Below are 21,668 nucleotides of genomic sequence, written 5' to 3'. Positions count from 1 at the left end.
ACACCTTAACTCACTGTCCGATTTTCCGGGACCAGCTCACTCTGACGGGTCGTTGCATTGGCTTCGGTCGTCTTGTCTCGGGTCAGCGCCTCGGTCTGACGCACCACCGAGCGGTCAACCAGGGCCGGAAACAATTTCTGAATCAGAACGAACAGCCGTTCCGGACCAAGCGGATAAACCGAGCGCTTTTGCCGACGAATGGCGTCGAGGATGTGTCTTGCCACATCTTCCGGCGCGTCGAGGGTCATAGAGAGCGGCTCGATCAGATTGGAAAATCCGTCCGCTGCCGGGGTGCGGGTGGCTCGGGGGGCGGCATACGTGACGCCGATGCCGAGCGGATGCAATTCCCGCCGCAGGGCCTCGGCTAGGCCGCGCACGGCGAACTTGGTGGCCGAATAAGCGGCGAACAGGGGAAAGCCGATATCGCCGAACATTGAGCCGATCATCACCACCCGCGCCGCTTGACCTTTTTTTAATAAGGGCAGGAAGTCGCGGGTCAGGGCCAACGGGGCAATCACATTGAGGTCGATCATCCTTTGGAGTTGGGCGTCGGTTGTGGTGGCCAGTAGGCCAACCGTAACCATGCCAGCGTTGTTGATCAACAGGTCCAGGCGACCGTGACGGGCCTTGACCCGTTCGACCAATTGACGGCGGGCCGTCGGATCGGTGATGTCGGTGGGGATATGCCACATCCGTAGTGCATGTTGTGACAGGGCACGGGTTTCTTCCAGGGCATCGGTGCGCCGCCCCACCAGGATGACGGTCATGCCCGCCGCCGCCAGGGCCAGAGCGAGGGCCCGCCCGATACCCGAACCGGCACCGGTCACCAGAGCGATACGATCAGTCATGTCAAGACGCATGGCGCAGTTCCTCCGGTTGGCCCAGGTCTTCGAAGATCGCGCCATAGAGTTGGTAGAAGTCGATGGCCGCCGCGACGATCCGGTCCTGTTTCCGGGGATCGTTCAGGCCATCGAGCAATCCGGCAAACATCTGCACATGCTCTTGGTCCAGGGCACCATGGGACATCAGATAGGAGAACCCCCCGGTCGCTTTCGTGATGCCACTCTGCGCAAATCGGGCGCGGATGGCCTGAGCGGCGGTGGTAGCCAGCATCACCGACATGCCTTCGAGCACATGCACCATGCCGAGCAAGCCATAGGGATCGACGCGATCGGTCAAATAGTAGGCGTGCGATACCATGGTTCGGCAGGGCAATCGCCCCTCCCCACGACGAACGGTGTCAGCATCGCCACCGAGCGCCGCAATATCGGCCAGAATCCATTGTTCATGGCCTTTTTCCTCTTCGAGGTAGGCCAGCAGCGCCGCACGGTAGGCCGCATCCTCAGATTGTAGACGCGACAGCGCCAGAGCCAGCAGGGGACAGGTATGGCGAACATGGTGATAGGCCTGCGCGAGGAAATCCAGATACAGCGGCAGGCTCACCCCTTCATCAATAGTCCGACGGATCAGCGGAATTGACTGGAAGGCCCGAGCTTCGGCGGCAGTGCTTAGTTTTAGTTGTTCGTAGAAAGACATTGGGACTCCTGAGATGAAAATTCCAGTGAAGGTGAATGGTGTTCTAGTCTGTTCGTACCATAATGGGCGGCGAACATTTTGCGGCGTGGTTTGCCGCTAGGTGCCAGCAATCCCTTGCGACGCAAGTCGTCGAGAGTCGTGACGATGATGTGCCGGGGTCTGGCGTAATCGGGGAGGGGGGCGAGGATGGCCCGCACCCGTTCCTCTGGGTCACTTTCCGATGTCTCGTGGAAACAGACCGCCAGAGCCGGGAACGACCCGCCGTTGCCGAAGGCGACCGCCTGGGAAATGGCCCGGTCGGCAAGGACAAGGGCCTCGATCCATTCCGGGCTGACGTTGCGTCCCAGCGCGGTAACGATCACTTGGTCCTTGCGCCCGAACACTTCCAAGCTGCCGTCGGGCCGCAGGCGCCCCAGGTCGCCGGTCGGCCAGCGCCGTGTCGAGAGGGGGTCTTTGTTGAGATAGCCTTGCATCACGGTCGGCCCCTGCACGATTATTTCACCGTCTTCGATGGTGATTTTTAGCTCCGGGAGCGGTTGACCGACAGTGCCGGGGCGGCGCTCACCGGGGCGGTTCAGCGCTACCACGGAGCAACATTCGGACAAACCGTAGCCCTCATGAACCGGAAGTCCCATATTCCAGGCCGCTTCGGCCAGGGCAGGGGGAATAGAGGCTCCGCCGACGGCCAGAAACCGCAGCGAGGGCGGTGCCTTTTGTCCCAGGGCCTGCAACGCCCTGAGCCATCCATCGAGTAGCTCCGGCACCAGCACCGAGATCGTTGGGCGGGTCTGTTCGGCCGCCGCAACCAGGAGACGGGGGTCCCCCCGCAGGGCCGCAGAAAACCCATCGCGACAGATCACCGCCGTTGCTCCGGCGATAAGCGGTGCACGAATGCCAGCGATCTGTTCCAACAACAGGGAATAGGGCAATACCGATAAATGAATATCCGTTGGCTGGGCTCCGGTTGCCGCGACCAAAGCGGCGGCACTGGCTGACACCTGCGTCTCATCGAGTCGGACCCCTTTGGGCCGTCCGGTGGTGCCGGAGGTATAGATGATGCGTTGCGACCGGGCGGATAACGCGGGGTCCAGATCCGACCAGGAGGCCGTCGATGTGCCGAGCCGCCACAAGGCCGGACCGGCGGCCAGATTATCCGGTTGGTCCTCGCCCACCAGGACAATGGCCGAGAGCCCGGAATCGGTGATGATATGGGAGAGTTGATCGCGGGAGAAAAATTCCGGCAACGGAACCAGAGTTTTCCCGGCCAGGGTTAACGCCAAGTCGGCAATCACCCAATCCGCGCATTTGGGGCCGATCAGCCCAACCATCGTCGGCAATCCGGCGGCCCAGGCGGCGGCATCCACGACCCGGTCGGCCAATTCGTGAAATGTTAGGATTTGACCGTTGTCGATCAGCGCCGTGGCTTGTCCGTTGCGCCGGGCGCGCCCCTTCAGCAGGCTGGCGAGCATGTCAGCCATTGCAGGCGACCGGTCGTGCTGCAGCCACGGCGGGCATGGCATGATGTACGGCGCAGACCTGCGGGTCATGCAGATAGTAACTTCCCCAGTCCTCGGGGTGGGAGACCCGTTCCGACTGCGCGGAAGCGATCGTCATCAGAGGTATGCCGGAGCGCCGCAACATCACCCGCAGACGGGCGGTGGCAGTGAAAAAGGCCCATTCGTAGCCTTGCTCCCGGCAATGAGTAATCACTGCACGGACCAGGGCCACGGCGGCACCGGGACGGGAGGCGGCGAGGGCGGAAACTTCGACAATCTGCTGGCGGGCGACGGCATGGTTTCCGGTTCGACTGAGCAGGGTCTCTATGGTCTCATCTAAGTAGATTTCCGAGAAGAACGGAGCCTGCCGCAATCCGGCGGCGCAGGTCAAGCTACCCTGCTCATCATACGCCGCGAGCATGAGCGGCGGCAGGTCTTTGACCATGGCACCGTATTCCCGCTGATAGACGGACCGGACGATCATTTCGACCTGAGGGCGAAGAGGGTGGCCGAGCGGGGTGATAAGCAAATTCATGGGGCACCTTTCCTGTAAACGCCGTGACCGGCGGTAAGGGGAGGATGCCCACGTCAACTGACAATGACCTGACGATAGAAAGGTTATTTTGCGACAGGATCTAATTTTTCGGGGAATTTCAGATAAAAGGTCGCGCCCCCCCCCGGAGTGTCTTCGAGGAGGATCGCTGCCCCATGGGCTTCAGCGATGCGGGCGACAATGGATAGACCGAGACCGGCCCCGCTTTTATTGCGATCAGCCCGCCAAAAGCGGGAGAATAGATGGGGGCGATGGATCTCGGCAATACCTGGGCCATGGTCGATCACGGCCACTTCATGGGGGCCGATACGCAGACTCACCATTCCCTTGGGCGGGCTGTGGGTAAGAGCGTTTTCCGCCAGATTACGCAGGGCGTCGAACAGCGCCTCGGCATTGCCACGCACCAGCATTGGTTCCGTGTTCCCAATCACTTCGATCTCCCGACCTTGTTTGATCGCCAGCGGGCCGAGGAACTGGGCCACCTCGACCGCCACCGCATGGAGGTCGGCCTGTTCTGTTGAGGACACCGATAAAATGTCCATACGGGCTGCTGTCAACAGTTGGGAAACCAGACGCGCCATGGTGTCGACGCTGGCCCGCAACGGGGCCGCCTGCTCCTGGGACGGCATCAGGTCGACCTGCGCGCGCAACACGGCCAGCGGTGTCCGAAGTTCGTGGGCTGCGTCGGCGGTAAATTCCCTTTGCAGTCGATAGCCATCCTGCATCCGGTCAATGGCCATGTTGAACGCTTGCACCAGCGGCAGCACCTCGCTTGGAATCTGGCCTTCGGGTAGGTGGACGTCTGGCGTGTCCGGGCCGATGGTCGCGGCCATGTGCGACAGTCGGTCCAGGGGAGTCAAAGTGTTGCGGATGGTCAAAATACTGCCGATCAACAAGGCCAATAGAAACGGTAAAATGGCCCATCCCCCATCGTCGAAGAAATCCTCGGCGATGGCCTGAACCAGGGCCATATGGGTATCGCTGCTCTGTTCGACCTGGATCCAATAGGGGGTGCCCTGAATAACCCGAGCCAATACGATGCCCACATAATCTTCCGGACCGATGCCGTCGGGATCGTGTTCGTAGAGGGTGCCGTCCTCATCCTCGCCCAGTGTCTGCGGGAGGGGGCCAAGGGGAAGGCCATTTTCGTACAGTACCGTGCCATCCATCCGGCGGATCGCATAATGGTATTCCGGGGCGACTGAACTGTCCTGAACGGTCAGGGACTCGGGCAGGACAAGGAACGGATGCTCGGGGTCCGCCCCTGGTTGCAGGGCCTTGGCGAGAGTGCGGGCGACGCTACGCAGGGAGTCCTCGTGGAGATAGGCGATGGAGTTGAAGGTTTCGAATTCCAGCCAGGCATAGGCGAGCACCGTTGCCAGGGCGGTGATCATTGATAGACGCAAGACAATCCGCCGCATCAGCGACGGTGCGCGCCGCTTTTGATTGGTCGCTATCATGGTTCGGGCTCTGTCAGCATATAGCCGACACCGCGAATGGTCAGGATGGTCGGCGTGATGCCACCGGCCAGCATCTTGCGCCGCAGTCGGGACAACAGCGCTTCGACCGAATTGCTCGATCCTTCGTCTTCGAACCCGTAAAGGCTTTCCTCAATTGCGGTTTTGGGGATAACCCGACCGGCACGACGCATCAAATGTTCGAGCACTTCGCCTTCGCGCTTGGACAGTGGCAGGGCATTTCCATCGCAGATCGCTTGCCTGGACACGGTGTCGAATGTCAGGTTGCCACAGCGCAGTTCGACGGACAGCGGGTTGCCTGGTCTCCGCAGCAATGCCCGCAAGCGGGCCACCAGTTCTTCCATGGCGAACGGCTTGAGAAGGTAGTCATCGGCCCCGCTATCCAGGCCATTAACCCGGTCGCCGATGCCGTCGCGGGCCGTCAGAATCAGAACCGGCAGGGTCTTGCCTGTCGCGCGCACCTGATGCAATAAATCCAATCCGTTGCCATCCGGCAGACCGAGGTCGAGCACTAAGGCATCGTAGGGAATGCTGGCGATGGCCTCGGTGGCATCGGTGACGGTGGTGAGGGTATCGACGGAAAAACCCGCTGCTTCGATCCCGGCCCGGGTCAAGGCAGCGAGTTGCAGATTGTCCTCGACCAGCAGGATTCGCATGGCGCGGCGTTACTCCAGGATATAGTCGATACGGGAGTCATCCTTGGCGGCAAAGCTGACCCGCACCAGGTTCCCATCACGATCGTACCGTAGCTCTCTGGTCAAGTCGCCCGTGAGCGCATAATGATGGGCCGGTCGGGGCTTCCCATGAACATCGACAGAATCCTCGCCGACATCGACCACGGAGACCGCCATGGTCTTGCCGTTGATTGTATTGAGGAGTTTGCCCTCCTTGACCAACGCCGGGTTCCACAAACTGGCGGGAAGCAGGTTCTGCGGCAAAGTATGGCGGATCGTATCACCAACGACGACCAATTTATCCGCATCCCGATGCACGGCCAGTTCATGCGCATCACCGTCGTCGTTGGTGGTCGAAGACAGGGTTTCCAGGCGACCTTCCCGCCAGACTTCTTCGGAGGTTTGCTCGAAACGGTAAACCGGGATAAAGGCAAGAGTGACGACCACGTCCGTCTTGATTTTCACTGTGGCCCCGTCCGGTGTTCCCTGGATGTCGATCACATGGGTTCCGACGGGACTGCCGGAGCGCAAAACAGTGAACTTCAGGGTTTCCTTCTGATTCTGCATGGAAACGGTGGCCTGGGCCGGGACGATGAGCCCCCCCATCAGGACGGCGCTCAAAGCAAGTCGGCGAATGTGAGACTGGATTGAAGACATGGCAAACGACTTCCTAGAATGAAATGGAGACGCTGTTTTACGCGGCGTTCCTGACAATTTTCTGACTTGAATCTTTCTACGCACTGTCAGGTTGGTGTCAGTCGATTCTGGCATTCTTCGCGCTCGTTGGTGTCCGACAATCGGCGCACCAAGTTCCATTTCTCTTACAAAAAAGAGTGCCCACCTATGATTCCGATTCAACATATTCACCCAATTCTGGTGCATTTCCCCATCGTCTTCGTTCTCACTCTGGCCGGTTTGGATCTCCTGGCGACATTGCGGGGTCAGCCTGTGACCGGTCGCAGCGGATGGGGTAATGCCTCGACGGCTCTGGCCGTGCTGGCTGGGTTGTTCGCTATCGCCGCCTTTTTCTTCGGTGATATTGCCCTGGAATTCGCCGAGAGCAGCGGGTTTCACAATGATCTGGCTGAGATCCATGAGCATCTGGGCGAATCCACCGCCATTGCGCTCGCCGTCTGGGGGGCCTTGCGGGCCCTGTTATGGCTGCGCAATATTTCGATTTCAGGGGCGGTGAAGATTGTTATTCCACTGGTCGAACTGGGCGGTGTCGCCGCCGTCCTGGCGACGGCCTATTATGGCGGTCAATTGGTCTATGGCCTCGGGGTTAACGTCGCCCATATGTAGGCCTCGACCACGGACCCGATCCAGACAGCCGATCCCAAAAGGTCGGCTGTCTGCATTTGTCTCATTCCACAGCACGACATTGTTGCGAATTTCGCAAAGTCCCCTCACGCGGCATCCGATATTTCCTTTTTCCGGCCGCATGCTGATGAACGCGCACGACGGAGGGATCGATCATCTGGATATCGCCGTCATAAGCCTCTGTGACTGTGTCCATAATCCGGTCCCAGACGCCTGCCTTGCGCCACCGGTTGAACCGGTTGTAGACCGTTGTGTAGGGGCCGTATCGGCTCGGAAGATCGCGCCACGGTGCCCCCGAGCGCAGAACCCAGAAAATGCCGTTCAGAATACGGCGGTCGTCCAAGCGCACGGGGCCGGGTCGTCCCGTCGGCAACATCGGCTTGATCACCGACCATTCGAAATCCGTCAGATCGTAGCGCATCCATCCAAACTCCTGCTGTTTGGGAGTTTGAATCATGCCCAGGTTAAGCCGCCGTTAATTGAGTACAGGACCTAAAAACATCTAATCCGGTTGTGGAGATCTCAAAATAGGCCCCACTTCCGAGTGGAATGGTTTCGGTGTTTTACGTTGGTCAGGCGGTGGCCAAGCACATGATTGCGCGCAAGACAGGCAAGATCGTCAACATCTGTTCCGTCCAGACCGCCTTGGCCAGGCCCTCCATCGCGCCTTACACTACCTCCAAGGGGGCCGTGGCAAATCTGACCAAGGGAATGGCCACAGATTGGGCCAAATACGGATTGCAGGTAAACGGGCTGGCACCCGGCTACTTCAAGACGGAGTTGACCTCCCCCCTCGTGGCGGACGAAAAATTCACTGCCTGGCTGAGTGCTCGAACACCAGCCGGCCGCTGGGGCGAAGTGGAAGAATTGGTCGGCGCCTGTGTGTTCCTCAGTGCACCCGCTTCGAATTTTGTCAACGGGCACATCCTCTATGTCGATGGCGGTATCACAGTTTCACTTTGACAACCGCCCCATCGTCATTGTCATGGGCGTCTCGGGGTCAGGGAAATCAACGGTTGGCAAGGCTCTTGCCGATGAGTTGGGCTTGCCGTTTCTTGATGCTGACGATTTCCACCCGGAAGCCAACGTCAAAAAAATGTCCCGGGGAATCCCCCTGACCGACGAGGACCGCTGGCCCTGGCTGAGGGCGCTCAGCCGAGCCATGCGCAAAGCGGCGGGAGACAGCGGTGGCGTCATCGCCACCTGTTCCGCGTTGAAGCGCACCTACCGCAATTACCTCCGTGACAATGTGGGGCATCCGCTGGTCCTGGTCCTGCTTGATGGCGACCGCGAAACGATCCATGCCCGAATGCGCGCCCGGGCCGACCATTACATGCCACCGAGCCTTCTCTCCAGCCAACTTGCCGATCTGGAGCGTCCTGAATCCGACGAACCAAGCGTCACCGTATCAATCGACAATCAGGTTGACACGATTGTGGCAACCCTTGTGGCAAGATTACGGGAAGAAGACCGATAATTCAGGGCCGGTTATGGTGTCCGATTTTCTCATGAAAGCCGAAGTCAAACTGGCAATAGTCTCGGTGGTTTCAAGTCCCCGCAACCAAACTTTAAGCCGCTAACTCAACGAGTTGGCGGCTTTTTTGATGCTGCGCCAGAATTCCAGAAATGCCGGCTCGGAATTCAATCGGAATTTTTGAAACGGTCAATTCTGCTATCTCCAGACAACGAAAAATACAGCTTCTCATGCAGGGCCTTGGCCTCGGCCTGTTCGGGGGTCGATTATCATGTGGAGGTTGCCAAGAATTTTTACTCAGTTCCCCATTCGTTAATCAAACAAACCTTTTGGGCGCGAATCACGGTAAGCGGTGTCCCGCTTGCGCATTCCGATGAAACCGGCCACTGATTCCGACGGAAAGCGGCCACCCATTCCGATCCAAAACGGCCACTTTATCCTGGGCTCGTTTTTGGCGGCGTGATCGACGCCGTTGGGTAATTTGTTGATGTCATTTTCCTTAGGTCTGGTCAATGGTTTTGGCGGCCATGGTCTTTCGCATTGAGGGTCCGTCGAGATCGAGCCTGTGGGCGTTGTGGACGATACGATCGAGGATGGCGTCGGCGAAGGTGGGCTCGCCGATGACGTCGTGCCACTTATCGACGGGCAGTTGGCTGGTGATCAGGATCGAGGCGTTTTGGTAACGCTCTTCGACGATTTCCATAAGATCGCGGCGCTGATCAGCGTTGAGTTTTTCCGGGCCCCAATCGTCGAGGATCAGCACGTTTGGTTTTGTCAGGGCGCGAAACAAACGCGGGTAACGGCCATCGGCGCGACCCATTTCCAATTCGGAGAACATTCGGGGCAGGCGTTTGTAGAGGACGGAATAATCATCTCTGCAAGCTTTTTGACCCAAGGCGCAAGCGAGCCATGATTTGCCGATACCGCATGGACCCGTAATGATCAGGTTCTGTTTTTGGGCGATCCATTTCCCCTGGGCCAGTTGCTGGAACAGGGATTTATCGAGACGCCTGGGGCTGCGGTAATCGACGTTCTCGACTGAGGCCCCGGCGTGGCGCAGGCGGGCGTTTCTTAAACGGTAGGTCAATCGGCGGTCGTCACGGACGGCTTCTTCACGATCAAGAAGCAGAGCCAGCCATTGATCATGAGCCAGATCTTCGGCTTGGGGGTTGTCTCTGAGGTCGGCGAAGGCCTGAGCCATACCGGTCAGCTTGAGGAGCTTCAGTTGGTCGTGAGTGGGGTGTTGCAACATGGTTGTTTTCCTCCTTAATGAAAATATCCGGAACCCCGGATGTTGGGATGATCGATGGCGGGACCGTTCTCAGCCTGTTTCGTTTTGCAATCCTCAAGCCTGTTCTTGAGGATGGAATTGACGGAAGAATAGGAATGGGCGCCGATCTCAAGCGCTCTTTCGCAAGCCGCCTCCAGGCGTTCCGGCCCATGAACCTTGGCCAGGCGGAGGATGCCGATAGCGGAACGAAAGCCCTGTTCCGGGTGTGGCTTGCGGCGCAGAATAATGTCAACGAGGGCTTCCGTGTTGGCCCCTTGGGCGGTAGCCATGCGGCGGATTTTCTCCGGCGTCCAACTGGCGTATCGTCGGTGTGATGACGGCATGTGTTCCGGGACCGTGGTATGACGCCGATTGCCGGGGCCGCGCATATGGACGGCGACACGCTTGCCTTTATGGAATATCTCGACACTGCGTTCCGTGATGCGAGCCCACAGGGTTTGTTTGACCAACGCATGCGGGACCGAGTAAAAATGCTTGCCCACTTCCACATGGTAATCGATGCCGGCGCGTCGCTGTTTCCATTCGGCGTATTCGAAGGGCTCGGCGGGCAAGGCTTTGAGGGCCGGGCGGTCCAGTTCTTCGAACAGTTGCCGCCGGGACGCATCCAGATGCTTGCTGACCCGCCTATTCAGAACCTCAAGCTGTTCACGGATTGCCTGATTGAGTTCGGCCAGGGAGAAGAAACGGCGATTGCGCAGGCGGGCCAGAACCCAGCGCTCGACCACCTGAACGCCGACTTCCACCTTCGCCTTATCCCTTGGTTTGTAGGGCCTGGCGGGAATGACCGCCGTACCGTAATGGTTCGCCAGATCGGCGTAGGTCCGATTAACCTCGGGATCATAAATGCAGGATTTGATGACACCGGACTTGAGGTTGTCGGGAACGATCTGCTTGGGAACGCCGCCGAAAAAACTGAAGGCGCGGCTGTGCGAACCGATCCAATCAGGCAGCGCCTGGCTCCAAGTGGCCTCGGCGTAGGTGTAACTGGAGGCTCCCAGGGTGGCGACGAAGATCTGGGCCTCGTGGACCTCGCCGGTCAAGCCGTCAATCACTTCCACGGTTTGACCGGCGTAATCGACAAACAGCTTCTCACCGGCCACATGGTTCTGGCGCATGGTCGGGTTCAGCTTACCCCGCCAGTCCCGGTAAAGATCACAGAACCGGCTGTAACCGTAACCCTCTGGATGCCGCGCCCGGTATTCCTCCCACAAAAGGGCCAGGGTCACGCCGGGCTTCTTTTTCTCCCGGTGCAGCGACGGCCAATCGGGCGGAAGTGGGCGTTCCCTCGTTCGAACCCGCAAGGGCGGAAACAATAGCTGCTCCAGCCCTTCCTCCGAAAGGTCCCCGGGTAAGGGCCAATTCAACCCCGCTTGTTTGGCCCGGGCGATATAATCCCCGACCGTTGTACGGCCAATATTCAAACTGACGGCGATCCGCCGCCTCGACAGGCCCTCGGCATGCAGCCTCAAAACGTCGCGAATCTTGCGCATGGGCAACCTCTCCCTGGGCATCTCCGCTCCTTCCCAAAAGGTGCGAAGGTAACCCTCAAAAGATCACCCAACGAGGTCGATCACAGGCCAGACAAAAGTGGCCGCTTTGCGTCGGAATCGGTGGCCGGATTAAATCGGAATCAGTGGCCGCTTTGGATCGGAATCAGTGGCCGCTTTGCGTCGGAATGCGCAACGGTGCCATCCGGTTCCATCGCATCATCCGCAGCACCAAGGGCCTGATAGCGGTGCTTCCCAACATCATCATGGAAACGGGCAATCCACGTTCCGCCTTTAGCGCCCTTGCGGTACCCCAAGGCGCACCCTTTGGAAATAACACTCCAATACGGTTCGCGCCGATTGGCCAATTTCACGCGGGCGGATCGGGTGTCGAGCTTGGCGTTGCGTACGGTTCTGGCCATGAGAAAATTCCCCAAAAACAAACCTAAAAAAACGTACGGATATTATACGGAATATATGTTCCCGGACACAAGGGGATAACCATGTACGAAAACACTAGGGTTTTATAGGGTTCGTGAAGTCCGTACGGATTTGAGAATGTCCCAAAAATGCCGTGTTCTTACCCTCTCACGGCGGCAACAGGGGTTCGAATCCCCTAGGGGACGCCATAAAATCAAAGACTTAGCGGATGTGGAATAGGGAATCGGTAGGGAAACCGGTCCCTAGAGCGGGATGAATTTAGGTTGGTCCATATCCGGCGTTTCTGACGAGGTTGGCGCATTCCTGCGGCGGGAAGGCATCGAGTAGCCTTCCGATGGCCTCGCAGAGCGCATCGACGGTGCGCGCGGCCTCCTTGCGCAGCAGATGCTTGAGTTTGGCAAAGACCTGCTCGATGGGGTTCAGGTCGGGGGAGTATTTCGGCAGGAAGAACAGCTTGGCACCCGCGCCTCGGATGAGGCGGCGGATGGCTTCGCCCTTGTGGCTGCCGAGATTGTCCATGACCACGATATCGCCGGGCTTGAGGGTGGGGATGAGCACCTTCTCGACATAGACCCGGAAGCGTTCGCCATTGATCGGCCCGTCGAGAACCCAGGGCGCCTCAATGCGGTCGTGGCGGAGCGCGGCGAGGAAGGTCATGGTTTTCCAGTGGCCATACGGCACCTTGGCGTCGAGCCTTTGGCCGACCGGCGCCCATCCCCGGAGCGGCGCCATGTTGGTCTTGGTCCAGGTTTCGTCGATGAAGACTAGGCGATCAATGGCCACCCGGTCCTGATACGCCTTCCACTGTTCACGCTTACGCGCCACGTCGGGCCGATCCTGTTCCCTGGGAAGGACGCTTTTTTTTGAAACTCAGTTTTTCGGCATGCACGAATTCCCAGACGCTGCGGTAGTCGACCATCACCTTGCGCTCGGCCAGTTCCGCCACCAACCCACGCAACGTGAAGTCCTTCTCCTTGCACCGCTGGATAAGCCAATCACGGTGTTCTCCTCGGATTGTCTTCGGCCGGTTCCCTCCCATCTTGTCGGGCGCAACACTGCCCGTCTCGCGGAAACGGGTCACCCAGCGGATGACCGAACTGACACCAACGGCAAACCGCGCCGCGGCCTGGTGCCGAGAGAGGCCGCCTTCCTCAACGGCGGCGACCACACGCTCGCGGAGATCGTTCGAATAGGGTTTCGTCATCCATACTGGCCTCCTTTTCCAGCCAGTATGTTGAATCAGAATTGCGAGACTTTGGGAATCCCCTTTCGATTCACTCCGGCTTCATCCCGCTCTAGTCGCCTTGGCGCGATTTGGGGCAGCGGCGCTTGGCGGCGGAGATTGCCGCGCCTTTGTCCGGTTTGACATAGATGCCGGGTTACCGTGACCCCCAATTGGCATCCGCCTGGAGAAGTTGGCAGCAGTCATGGAACCCTCGATGGCCTGTCGTCAACATCGGCCTTGTCCCCCAGAGGGTGACAAGGCCGATGAATCGCATTCGCCTCATTCGCTTCAATTTCTCTGCGGACGGATACTCTAGACGATAATCTTGTCCAGATCCTCGAATTGAACCACGGCCCCATTTTCCAGTTCGATGGAGCCTGAGGCATCGCCATTGAAGGCCAACTCGGTCGGTGAACTGGCGTTGAGATCGACGCTTCCCTGATCAATATGGATCATCCAACTGGCGTGATCCTGACCGGCAATGGCGAAGGTGTTGGAATCCATCTGATTGATAGACCAGTCACCCCCCAGCCCGTCCTGGTTCATGATGAACAACTCGTCAATGCCCGAACCGCCGGAGACCGACCAGGACCCATCTCCATAGTGATAGACGAACTGGTCGCCGTCGCTGGTGCCGGTGGCTGCCGCGCCATCCTCGCTCCACATCACTTCAGGGCGCGCACCGTCATTGAGATGCACGCCGATGCCCCCGGACACATCGCCAATGGTCGCATGGGTGGTGACCGACCCGCTGCCGCCTTCGTCGTCATAGATGGTGATGGAAAAATTGCGATCACCGGGCTCCATGTCGGCGGTCAGGTTGGTAAAGACAACCTTTTCAGCCAGATCGGCATAGGTGGCAAAATCGGATTCCCCCTCGAAGCTGAGGGTTTGCAGATCGGCGTTGTAGGTGACCGTGATGTCGGTGCCATCCACCACCAGATTGCCAGTGGCTCCGGTGCCCAGGTCGATCCCCTTGAGCCCCAGGCTGTCGCCCATCAAGGCCCCGTTGTCGATGCTGATCTCCATGCGGGTGACCGCCGTGTCGTCCACATCGGCAAAGGACACCTGTTGGCCGATCAAATCGGCATCGGGAATGACGAAAATCGGATGGTCGATGGCCCCGACCACCGATTGGGACGTGGCCGTGACCTGGGCCGTCGGGTCATCATTCACCGCCGTCACATCCAGGGTCAGGGTCTGGGTGGTGGCGGCCGTGGTGCCGCCTTCGGTCGATTGGGCGGTGACGGTCAGGGTGACCTGGCCGTTATAGTCGTCCGGCGTCTGGATTTTCAGATTATTCAGTTGATCGGCATCGAAGTACCATTTGCCGTCGCCCGATTGCACCACCGTGCCGGTCGAGGTCACGAAGACTGAATTGTCCGGCGCCCCTTCAATGATGACCTGGAGGGTTTCCGAGCCGTCCGTATCGACCAGAGCCGCCGACAAATCCACGGCTATGAGACTGTCCTCGGCACCCGAAGCATCGTTGACCGTCAGGGTCGGGGTATCGGCCTCGCCGGTGACGGTGATGGAGAAGGACATGCTTTGGGTGGTCGCCACCGAGCCGCCATCAATGGAGGAGGCAAAGGCGTTCAGGGTATAGGTCCCCGAGGCATGGGCCGGAGCCACGAAATGCAGCGTCGCCGCCTGGGCTGCGGTAAAGGTCCAGACCCCGCCGCCCCAGGAGTCGCCAACCGTTTGGCCATTGCCATCGGTGAACGAGGCTCCGTTCGGAACGCCGGTGATGGAAATGTTCAGGGACTCACTGCTGTCCGAGAGCGAGGCATTGAGGTTGAGGGCAATCTGATGATCCTCGACCCCGCTGACCGCCGCCGGATCCATTTCCGGCATGTCGGCGACACCGCCCACATGCACCGTGAAATTGGTGCTCGATTCCGCCAGATCCTTGTTGCTCGGTTCCAGGCTGTAGGCGGTCAGAGTGAGCGCCAAATCGCCGGAGTAGTTTTCCGGGGGCAGCAGGGAGACGCCGGTGATGGCACCGGTTTCGGCGTTGACATTGGCCCCCTTGACGGTCCAGGTGCCATCATTGTTATTGAACGCACCGGAAACAACGGCTCCGTCAGGCACATTGCCGATGACCACCGACAGATATTCCGAGTTATAGCTGCCCAGACCGCCGATGGCGTCCTGGGACGCGGCGGTCAGGTCGAGGGCGATGCTGGTGTCTTCGCTACCCGATACATCATTGGCATCCACCGTCGGGGTGTCCGCGTCTGCGGCCAGAGTGAACGAGAGGCTCTTGGTGGTGCTGGCCGTATCGGTAACCGTCGCCCCGCCGAGGGTGACCGAATCAAGACTGGTGGCGGTAATGCTCAGTGTCACCGTGCCGTGGTAATCGGTCGGCGGGCGGAAGCTGATATCGCCCAGTTCCGCGCTATCGAGGGTGTAGGAACCGTCGCCGTTGACGGTAAGGGCCTGGCCGTTGCCATCAATCAGGATCGCGCCGCTGGGCAGGCCGTCGATGGTCACCGCCGCGCCCAGGGTTTCCGAACCGTCCGTATCGCGCAGGCCGAGGGCGATATCGAGCGGAATGTCATGATCCTCGATCAGGGTTGCCCCGGAGCCGACGGAAGCGGAGATCGACGGGCCATCCGCGTCGGGAGCCAGTTCGGCCACCACCACATCGTCCAGGTTAAGGGTTTCATAGACCCCGCCTTCGCTAGCCACGGCCTTGATATCGAGGGTTAGTTCCCCGGCATAATCCTGGGGCGGAGTAATCCTCACGTTGCCCAGATTGGCCGGGTCAATGGTCCAGCTATCGGACAGCGGATTGTAATAGCCGCCGGACAGGGTGCTGCCGCTGGGCAGATCGGAAATGACGATACCGACCAGACTGTCGCCCGCCCCATTGGCCACGGCGGAGATGTCCAACACAACCGAATGATCTTCGGTGCCGGAAACCGGGGTGACGGTGACCTGCGGCGGATCGACAACGATCCCGCCGGTGGGGGTGATCGGGCCGGAACCGGTGCCGCCGCCCGACGGATCGAAGCGAAGATCCACGGTTAGTCCCGCGTTGTCGAAATAGGTATCCCGATCGCCGTTGGTATCCAGGTCGATGACATAGGGATGCACGGTCAGGGTGGCCTCACCGCTATAGGATGAGGTCGCGGTCAAGGCCGTCGGGTTGCTGGGATCATAAAGTACGGTCCAGGTGCCATCTCCGTTATTGAACCCCTGGTTCAATTCGACGCCATTGGGCACCCCCTCGACGATCAGATAGACGCTTTCCGAATTGTCCGCATCATTGAGCGTCAGGCTGAGGCCCAAATCGAGGCTGCTGCCCACCGTGCCGTCCACGGCCCCGGTCAGGCTATAGGTCGGGGCATCGGCATCGGGCTGCAACTTGACCACCGTGGTGACGGTCTTGCTGGCCGTCGAGCCGTCGGCATCGGTGGCCGTGGCGGTGGCGGAAATGGGAAGGTCGCCGGACCAGTCCTCGGGCATCCCGGTGACCTTGAGCAGTGATTTATCGGCCAGATAGTCGGCCAGATCCTGCCCGCTCAAATCAAGGCTGTCGCCCACGGCCACGCCGCGGAAGGTGAACTGCACATCCGCCTCGTTGGGCAGACCAATGGCGTCGTCGTTGAGGCTCACGGAGAGCCCGGTGAAGGTTTCGGCGGCCTCGGTTCCGGCCACCGTGTCATTGACCGATGGCGAAATGGAAACGGTTACCCCCGCCCCCCAAAGATCCTCGGTCGAGGACGCGGAGAGGGTGACGCTGGGGGTATCGGCTTCGGCCTCGACGGTGACATGCAGCAGGCGCGATTGGGCTGCCGTATGGCCGTCGTCTTCTGTGGTGATGAGGTCGATCCCGATGTCGAATTCACCGGAGAAGTCGCCCGGCGCGGCAATGCGCACATCGCCCAGATGGTCCGGGTCGATGGACCATTTGCCGCCGCCGATATATTTCATGAAGGACTCGTTGCCCGCCGTCATATAGACGTCCACCCCGTCGGGGATGTCCTTGAGGACGATGGAGAGGGTTTCCGAGTCGTCGATATCCTGGGTGCCATATTGCTCGAACAGCGGGTTGATGGCGTTGTCCTCGTCGCCAGTGGCCATCAGGCGGCCCTGGGAATCGATCAACTGATCGGGAATCAAAGGCCCGTCGGAGACGCCGCGCACCACCACATTGAGGGTGCCGACGGTCTCCGCATGGTCCAGGTTGGCCGCCTCGGTGGCGCGGGTGGTGACGGTCAGGCTCAAATCCACATTGGAATCCTGTGGCGGCTGAATGAACAAGTCGTCCACTTCTGTGGCGCTGAACATCCAGACCGCCTCCCCGGCATCGGCCACCGGCTGTCCGTCGCCATCAAAGCTGACCCGGGTGCCCACCGCATTGCCGCTGCTGTCAGAGAAGGACGCGCCGTCCGGCACCCCGCCGAGGAACACGGTCAGGCTTTCAGAGCCGTCCGTATCGGCCAGGGTCGGGCGAATATCCAACTCAATCCGGGTATCTTCGTTGCCCCGGGCGTTTTTCACGATCATCGAGGGGGTATCGGCCACCGCATCGACCACCACGGTAAAGGTGGTGCTGCTGGTGGCAGTGCGCACCGCGTAATCACTGCCTTCGCGGGCGGTGACGCGGAATTCCAGGTTAGCGGCATCGGCGTCGGAATCGGTCGGGGCCCGGACCACCACCTGATCGAGTTTGCTCAGGGTGAGGTTCCAGTTGGACCCGCTCTTGTTGGCCTGGGTGAACTGGCCCTGGTCATCCAGATAGCCGACGGTCCAATCGCTGGGCACATTGCGCAACTGCGGACTGACCAGGGTTTCCGAGCCGTCCGCATCGACCAACTGGGCGTCGAGGCCCAGGTGGATATAGTTGTCTTCGGCCCCGGTGACCTGGCTGTTGCTGATGCCGTCGCCGTCTGGATCAATGAGCACAATGGGGGAATCGGCCACGCCATAGACATGGATGGCCCCGTCGGCGGTGGTGGTATGGGTCACGTCGCCATGCACATCGCGGGTGGTGACTTGGACCTGATAGGTCACGTCATTGCCCGAATGTTCCGCCGGTTCGAAGGTCAGGCCGTCAAGGCGGAAGGCGGTGCCGTTGCCGCTGGTATCGGTCAAGTCCTCGACCGGAATGCGATATTCAAACATGCCGGTCTGGGTGTTGTAATTCGGGGTGAGTTGATCGCCGTCATAGAACAGCTTCCCGGTCAGCCACAGGTCGGTGTCGTTGGTCTGAATCACCACATCGCCAATCAGCGATTCCGAGCCGTCCGCATCGGCCAGCACAAAGGTCGGCGAAACCGGGATGGCGGTATCCTCATTGCCTGTGTTTGTGGCAGTCACAATGGTTTTGTCGGCTATCGGATCAATGACCAGGGTCAGGGTCTCGGTGCTGCTGGTCGCCGATCCCTGGCGAGTCAGGCCGGTGCCCTCAAGGGCCGAGTCATCGGCGTTGGCATCGTCTTCGGTGGCGATGGTGACGATATCGAACTGAATGGAATCCTGTCCGCTGGGGCTCGACCAGTTGGCCGCGCCGCCCACATAGACCTTGCCGGCAAACACATCGGCGGCGGAAACTTCCCAATAGACTTGGCCCGAGGCATCGGTCTGCGGAGTGATGATTTCGGTGCTGCTGATGGTCGCGTCATCGCTGATCGCCAGCCGTTGGCCGTCGGTGGCATAGTCCTTCGGCGTGATGCGGAACATCAAGCTTTCCGAACCATCGGCGCTGGCCGAGGCAGCGGCCACATAGCCCGCCTCGCCGGTGCCGCCGTTGACCGCATTGGCGGCATCGTGGCCCGCGTCGACCTGCAAGGTATCGCGCAGATTATAGAAGGTGTCCTCGTCGATGGTTTTGGGGACTTCATCCACATTGACGAACGGCGTATCCGCAACGCCGAACACCTGCACGGCGACGGTTTTGGTGGTGGTCGCCGTCTGCACGGCCAATTGATCTCCGGTGGCGGCTTCGGTGCTGGTGGCGCTCACCTTGAGGGTGAAATCGCTGTTGCTGTCGGCGGGAGCAAGCAGTTTCAGACTGTCCGTCAAACCGGTCACATCATAATGGCCGGATGCATCGGGGGTCAGCGGGGTGACGCCGCCATTGCCATCATCGACCCCGAGGGTCACACCGGCGGGCAGGTCAAAAACCGAGAGGCTCAGGCTTTCGCTGCCGTCCTGATCGACCAATTGCGAGTCCAGATTGAGGTCGAACCATTTGTCTTCCACACCCACGGCGCTGGCGTTCAGCGTCGGCGCGTCAGCCACCGCCTTGACGGTGACGCTGACAGCGGAAAGCGCCTGATTCCAGTCGGTCCCGGAAGTTGGGGTCGAGGAATCCCCGGCCGCGCTTTCCAACGGATTGCCGTCGTCGTCGGTGACCAGGGCGCGGACATTGAATTCAATATCCGTATCCAGATGGGCCGTGGTCCAACGGACCTGAAGATTATCCAGGTTGCCGGTCACGTCATAGCGGCCCTCGGCATCGGGGGTCAGCACCTGGCCCGTATCGGCGAGGCGGATTTCCGCCCCGCTGGGCAGATCTTCCACGGTGACGGTCAAAGTCTCATCACCTGAAGCCGCCGTGATCGAGGCATTCAGATCCACATTGATCCAGGTGTCCTCGTTGCCCGCGCCGCTTCCGCCGACGGTGGGGGCGAGCAGGGAAACATCGACCAGGAAATCCACCGGGCCGGTGACGGCGCTGTCGCCGCCGTCGGTTTCGGTGCTGGTACCATAGACCTGAACCGTGAAGTCCGTGGAGTCATCGGTCGGCGGCAGAATCTTGAGGTCGGCCAGATCCGCCGGATCGACCACCCAGGTCCCGGCGGGTAAGGGGGTGCCGTTGGGCAGGGTGACGCTGCCGGTCAGTTCCGTGCCATGGTTGAGCGATGCCCCATCGGGAATGCCGGTCAGATAGACGCTGCCCAGGCTTTCCGAGCCGTCCGTATCGGTCAGGCTGGCCGAGACATCCAGATCAATCCAGCTGTTTTCCATTCCGGCCACGTCTTGGGCCGCCAGATCGGGGGCATCGGCCACCGCGTCGATGGTCACGGTGACCGAGGTCACGGCCTCGTTCCAATCGGTGTTGCTGGTGGGGGTCGAAGAATCGCCCGCCGCACCTTCCAGAGGGTTGCCGTCGTCGTCGGTGACCAGGGCGCGGACGTTGAAGGTGATATCCGTATCCAGATTGCCGGTGGTCCAATGCACCTGAAGATTATCCAGGTTGCCGCTCACGTCGTAGCGGCCATCGGCATCGGGGGTCAGCACCTGACCCGTATCGGCCAAGCGGATTTCGGCTCCATTGGGCAGGTCTTCCACATAAACAGTCAGGGTCTCGTCGCCCGAGGCGGCGGTCACCGAGGCGGTGAGATCCACATCGGCCCAGGTGTCTTCATCGCCGGAGCCGCTGCCGCCGACGGTCGGGGCCAGCACCGACACATCGACCAGGAAAGTTTCCGGGCCGCTGATGGCGCTGTCCGCAGAGCTGCCGGGCAGTCCCGGATAGGTTTCGTCAATGGTCGTCGACCAGACGCGCAGATTGAAGTCGGTGGAATCGTTGCTCGGCGGCTGAACTTTCAAATCGCCCAGGTCGGCCACATCCACTTTCCAGGCCCCGGCCGGGATGGTCACATCCCCATCGGTGACCGCTTCGGTGGTCAGAGTGCCGTGATTGAGCACGGCCCCGGCGGGCAGGTCGGCGATATAGACCGCGCCCAGGGTTTCCGAGCCGTCCGTATCGACCAGGGAGGTGGTGACATCCAGATCAATCCAGCTATTCTCCATCCCGGCCACGTCCTGGGCGGCCAGATTGGGCGCATCGGCGATGGCCTCGACGGTGACCGTCACATCCTCGCTGATCGAGGCGATCTTGCCGTTGATTTCGGTGGCGGTGGCTTGAATGCGCCAGGACACATCGCCGGAAAAATGTTCCGGGCGGGTCAGATAGAGGTCATCCAACTGACCGGCGGAGAAGGTCCAGGAGCCACTGCCATTCGATGGATAGGGATTGCCCGCGCTGTCGCTGAAGCCGAAGCCGTCCGGCACGTCATTAAAGGTGATGCTGAGGCTTTCCGCCCCGTCGCTATCGTTCAGATTGGCACTGATATCGAGTTTCAGCGGCAGGTCTTCCCAGCCATCCTGGATGTCGATGGTCAGAGTGGGAATCTGGGCGTCTGGATCATCCAGCGGCAACTCATCTGGCGGCGGCGAGTCCGACGCAGATTCAGTCGCGGTGCTCGCAGCGGGGGCTTCCGGATCGGGCCCCTCCCCGACGAGCGTCGGTTCTTCAGGCAACGGCGTATCGGTCGTGGGCCGGGGTTCTTGCGGATCGCGTGCTGTCGGCTGGAAGCTCTGCTGTTCCACCGGTTCGTCATCCGGTTCCGGACTTTCGAGCGGTTCGCCGACGAAATAGGGAGAGACTTCCCCGTCGACGGCCTGCGGGTCAACGGTTTCCCGCGTGACTTCCGACGTTTGCTGCTGGGCTTCGCCTTCCTGCACCAGGTTTTCGACTATCTGTTCAAAAGTTTCGCGGGGTGCACTCTGGATTGAGGCGCTATCCATCACATCGCCATCCGGCGCGGGGCTGCTGAGGTCTTGCTGTTCGCCGTCCTCCAGGGTCTGGAAGCCTTTGCCTTCAAGATACAATTCCTCGGAAGCATCGACCGCGTTCTGGGTGTTCTGTTCCTCAGCCATTTCTCAATCCTCTG

17 protein-coding genes are annotated in these 21,668 nt (G+C 60.2%); 4 read left to right on the top strand and 13 right to left on the bottom strand.

The window, feature by feature from the left end; all coding sequences use genetic code 11:
* Window positions 1-5 precede the first annotated feature (5 nt).
* From ACYQ1P_RS08350 to ACYQ1P_RS08320, 7 genes are all read right to left on the bottom strand, one after another.
* On the bottom strand, window positions 6-860 hold the full coding sequence (locus ACYQ1P_RS08350) for an SDR family oxidoreductase (RefSeq protein WP_460019885.1): 855 nt from the start codon (window positions 858-860) through the stop codon (window positions 6-8).
* On the bottom strand, window positions 850-1,536 hold the full coding sequence (locus ACYQ1P_RS08345) for an iron-containing redox enzyme family protein (RefSeq protein WP_460019884.1): 687 nt from the start codon (window positions 1,534-1,536) through the stop codon (window positions 850-852). Before ACYQ1P_RS08345 ends, ACYQ1P_RS08350 begins: the two co-directional genes overlap by 11 nt.
* Window positions 1,515-3,014 (bottom strand): AMP-binding protein, encoded by a 1,500-nt coding sequence (locus tag ACYQ1P_RS08340; protein ID WP_460019883.1) that lies wholly within the window; start codon window positions 3,012-3,014, stop codon window positions 1,515-1,517. Before ACYQ1P_RS08340 ends, ACYQ1P_RS08345 begins: the two co-directional genes overlap by 22 nt.
* A complete protein-coding gene (locus ACYQ1P_RS08335; protein WP_460019882.1) occupies window positions 3,007-3,567 on the bottom strand; it encodes a thermostable hemolysin in 561 nt (186 codons plus the stop codon). The genes ACYQ1P_RS08340 and ACYQ1P_RS08335 overlap by 8 nt, the downstream gene beginning before the upstream one ends.
* An 83-nt stretch (window positions 3,568-3,650) precedes the next feature.
* Entirely contained in the window at window positions 3,651-5,045 is a 1,395-nt protein-coding gene (locus tag ACYQ1P_RS08330; RefSeq protein ID WP_460019881.1) for a sensor histidine kinase, read from the bottom strand.
* Window positions 5,042-5,719 carry a response regulator gene (locus ACYQ1P_RS08325; RefSeq protein ID WP_460019880.1) on the bottom strand — a complete coding sequence of 226 codons (678 nt, stop codon included), beginning with the start codon at window positions 5,717-5,719 and terminating at the stop codon, window positions 5,042-5,044. The genes ACYQ1P_RS08330 and ACYQ1P_RS08325 overlap by 4 nt, the downstream gene beginning before the upstream one ends.
* A 9-nt stretch (window positions 5,720-5,728) precedes the next feature.
* Window positions 5,729-6,394, bottom strand: coding sequence for a DUF6134 family protein (locus ACYQ1P_RS08320; RefSeq protein WP_460019879.1), 666 nt, complete (start codon window positions 6,392-6,394; stop codon window positions 5,729-5,731).
* 186 nt (window positions 6,395-6,580) lie between these two features.
* On the opposite strand from ACYQ1P_RS08320, the gene ACYQ1P_RS08315 reads away from it, so the two are divergent.
* Entirely contained in the window at window positions 6,581-7,039 is a 459-nt protein-coding gene (locus ACYQ1P_RS08315; RefSeq protein WP_460019878.1) for a DUF2231 domain-containing protein, read from the top strand.
* 61 nt (window positions 7,040-7,100) lie between these two features.
* On the opposite strand, the gene ACYQ1P_RS08310 is transcribed toward ACYQ1P_RS08315, so the two are convergent.
* Window positions 7,101-7,478 (bottom strand): IS5 family transposase, encoded by a 378-nt coding sequence (locus ACYQ1P_RS08310; protein WP_460019877.1) that lies wholly within the window; start codon window positions 7,476-7,478, stop codon window positions 7,101-7,103.
* Between the two features lie 128 nt (window positions 7,479-7,606).
* On the opposite strand from ACYQ1P_RS08310, the gene ACYQ1P_RS08305 reads away from it, so the two are divergent.
* The 3 genes from ACYQ1P_RS08305 (at window position 7,607) to ACYQ1P_RS08295 (ending at window position 8,921) form a co-directional block, all read left to right on the top strand.
* Complete coding sequence (locus ACYQ1P_RS08305) at window positions 7,607-8,020, top strand: SDR family oxidoreductase (protein WP_460019876.1); 414 nt, start codon at window positions 7,607-7,609, stop codon at window positions 8,018-8,020.
* Window positions 7,989-8,534, top strand: coding sequence for a gluconokinase (locus ACYQ1P_RS08300; RefSeq protein ID WP_460019875.1), 546 nt, complete (start codon window positions 7,989-7,991; stop codon window positions 8,532-8,534). Before ACYQ1P_RS08305 ends, ACYQ1P_RS08300 begins: the two co-directional genes overlap by 32 nt.
* A 177-nt stretch (window positions 8,535-8,711) precedes the next feature.
* Window positions 8,712-8,921 carry a Mu transposase domain-containing protein gene (locus ACYQ1P_RS08295; protein WP_460019874.1) on the top strand — a complete coding sequence of 70 codons (210 nt, stop codon included), beginning with the start codon at window positions 8,712-8,714 and terminating at the stop codon, window positions 8,919-8,921.
* Between the two features lie 109 nt (window positions 8,922-9,030).
* On the opposite strand, the gene istB is transcribed toward ACYQ1P_RS08295, so the two are convergent.
* The 5 genes from istB to ACYQ1P_RS08270 form a co-directional block, all read right to left on the bottom strand.
* Window positions 9,031-9,783: an IS21-like element helper ATPase IstB gene (gene istB / locus ACYQ1P_RS08290; RefSeq protein WP_460019056.1), complete on the bottom strand. Its 753-nt coding sequence runs from the start codon at window positions 9,781-9,783 to the stop codon at window positions 9,031-9,033.
* A gap of 14 nt (window positions 9,784-9,797) precedes the next feature.
* Entirely contained in the window at window positions 9,798-11,312 is a 1,515-nt protein-coding gene (gene istA / locus ACYQ1P_RS08285) for an IS21 family transposase (protein WP_460018637.1), read from the bottom strand.
* 140 nt (window positions 11,313-11,452) lie between these two features.
* Complete coding sequence (locus ACYQ1P_RS08280; protein ID WP_460019873.1) at window positions 11,453-11,731, bottom strand: hypothetical protein; 279 nt, start codon at window positions 11,729-11,731, stop codon at window positions 11,453-11,455.
* Between the two features lie 277 nt (window positions 11,732-12,008).
* Window positions 12,009-12,954, bottom strand: a protein-coding gene (locus ACYQ1P_RS08275; protein WP_460018340.1) for an IS630 family transposase whose coding sequence is annotated in 2 segments (ribosomal slippage) — window positions 12,009-12,614 and window positions 12,616-12,954 — 945 coding nt in all. Because the reading frame shifts where the segments join, the coding sequence is not laid out codon by codon here.
* Window positions 12,955-13,287: 333 nt separating this feature from the next.
* On the bottom strand, window positions 13,288-21,654 hold the full coding sequence (locus ACYQ1P_RS08270; protein WP_460019872.1) for a hypothetical protein: 8,367 nt from the start codon (window positions 21,652-21,654) through the stop codon (window positions 13,288-13,290).
* Between the last annotated feature and the right edge of the window lie 14 nt (window positions 21,655-21,668).

The sequence above is a fragment of the Magnetospira thiophila genome (genome assembly GCF_054657015.1).
The sequence above is the reverse complement of the archived record's forward strand: the minus strand, read 5'-3'. Positions and strand labels throughout refer to the sequence as shown.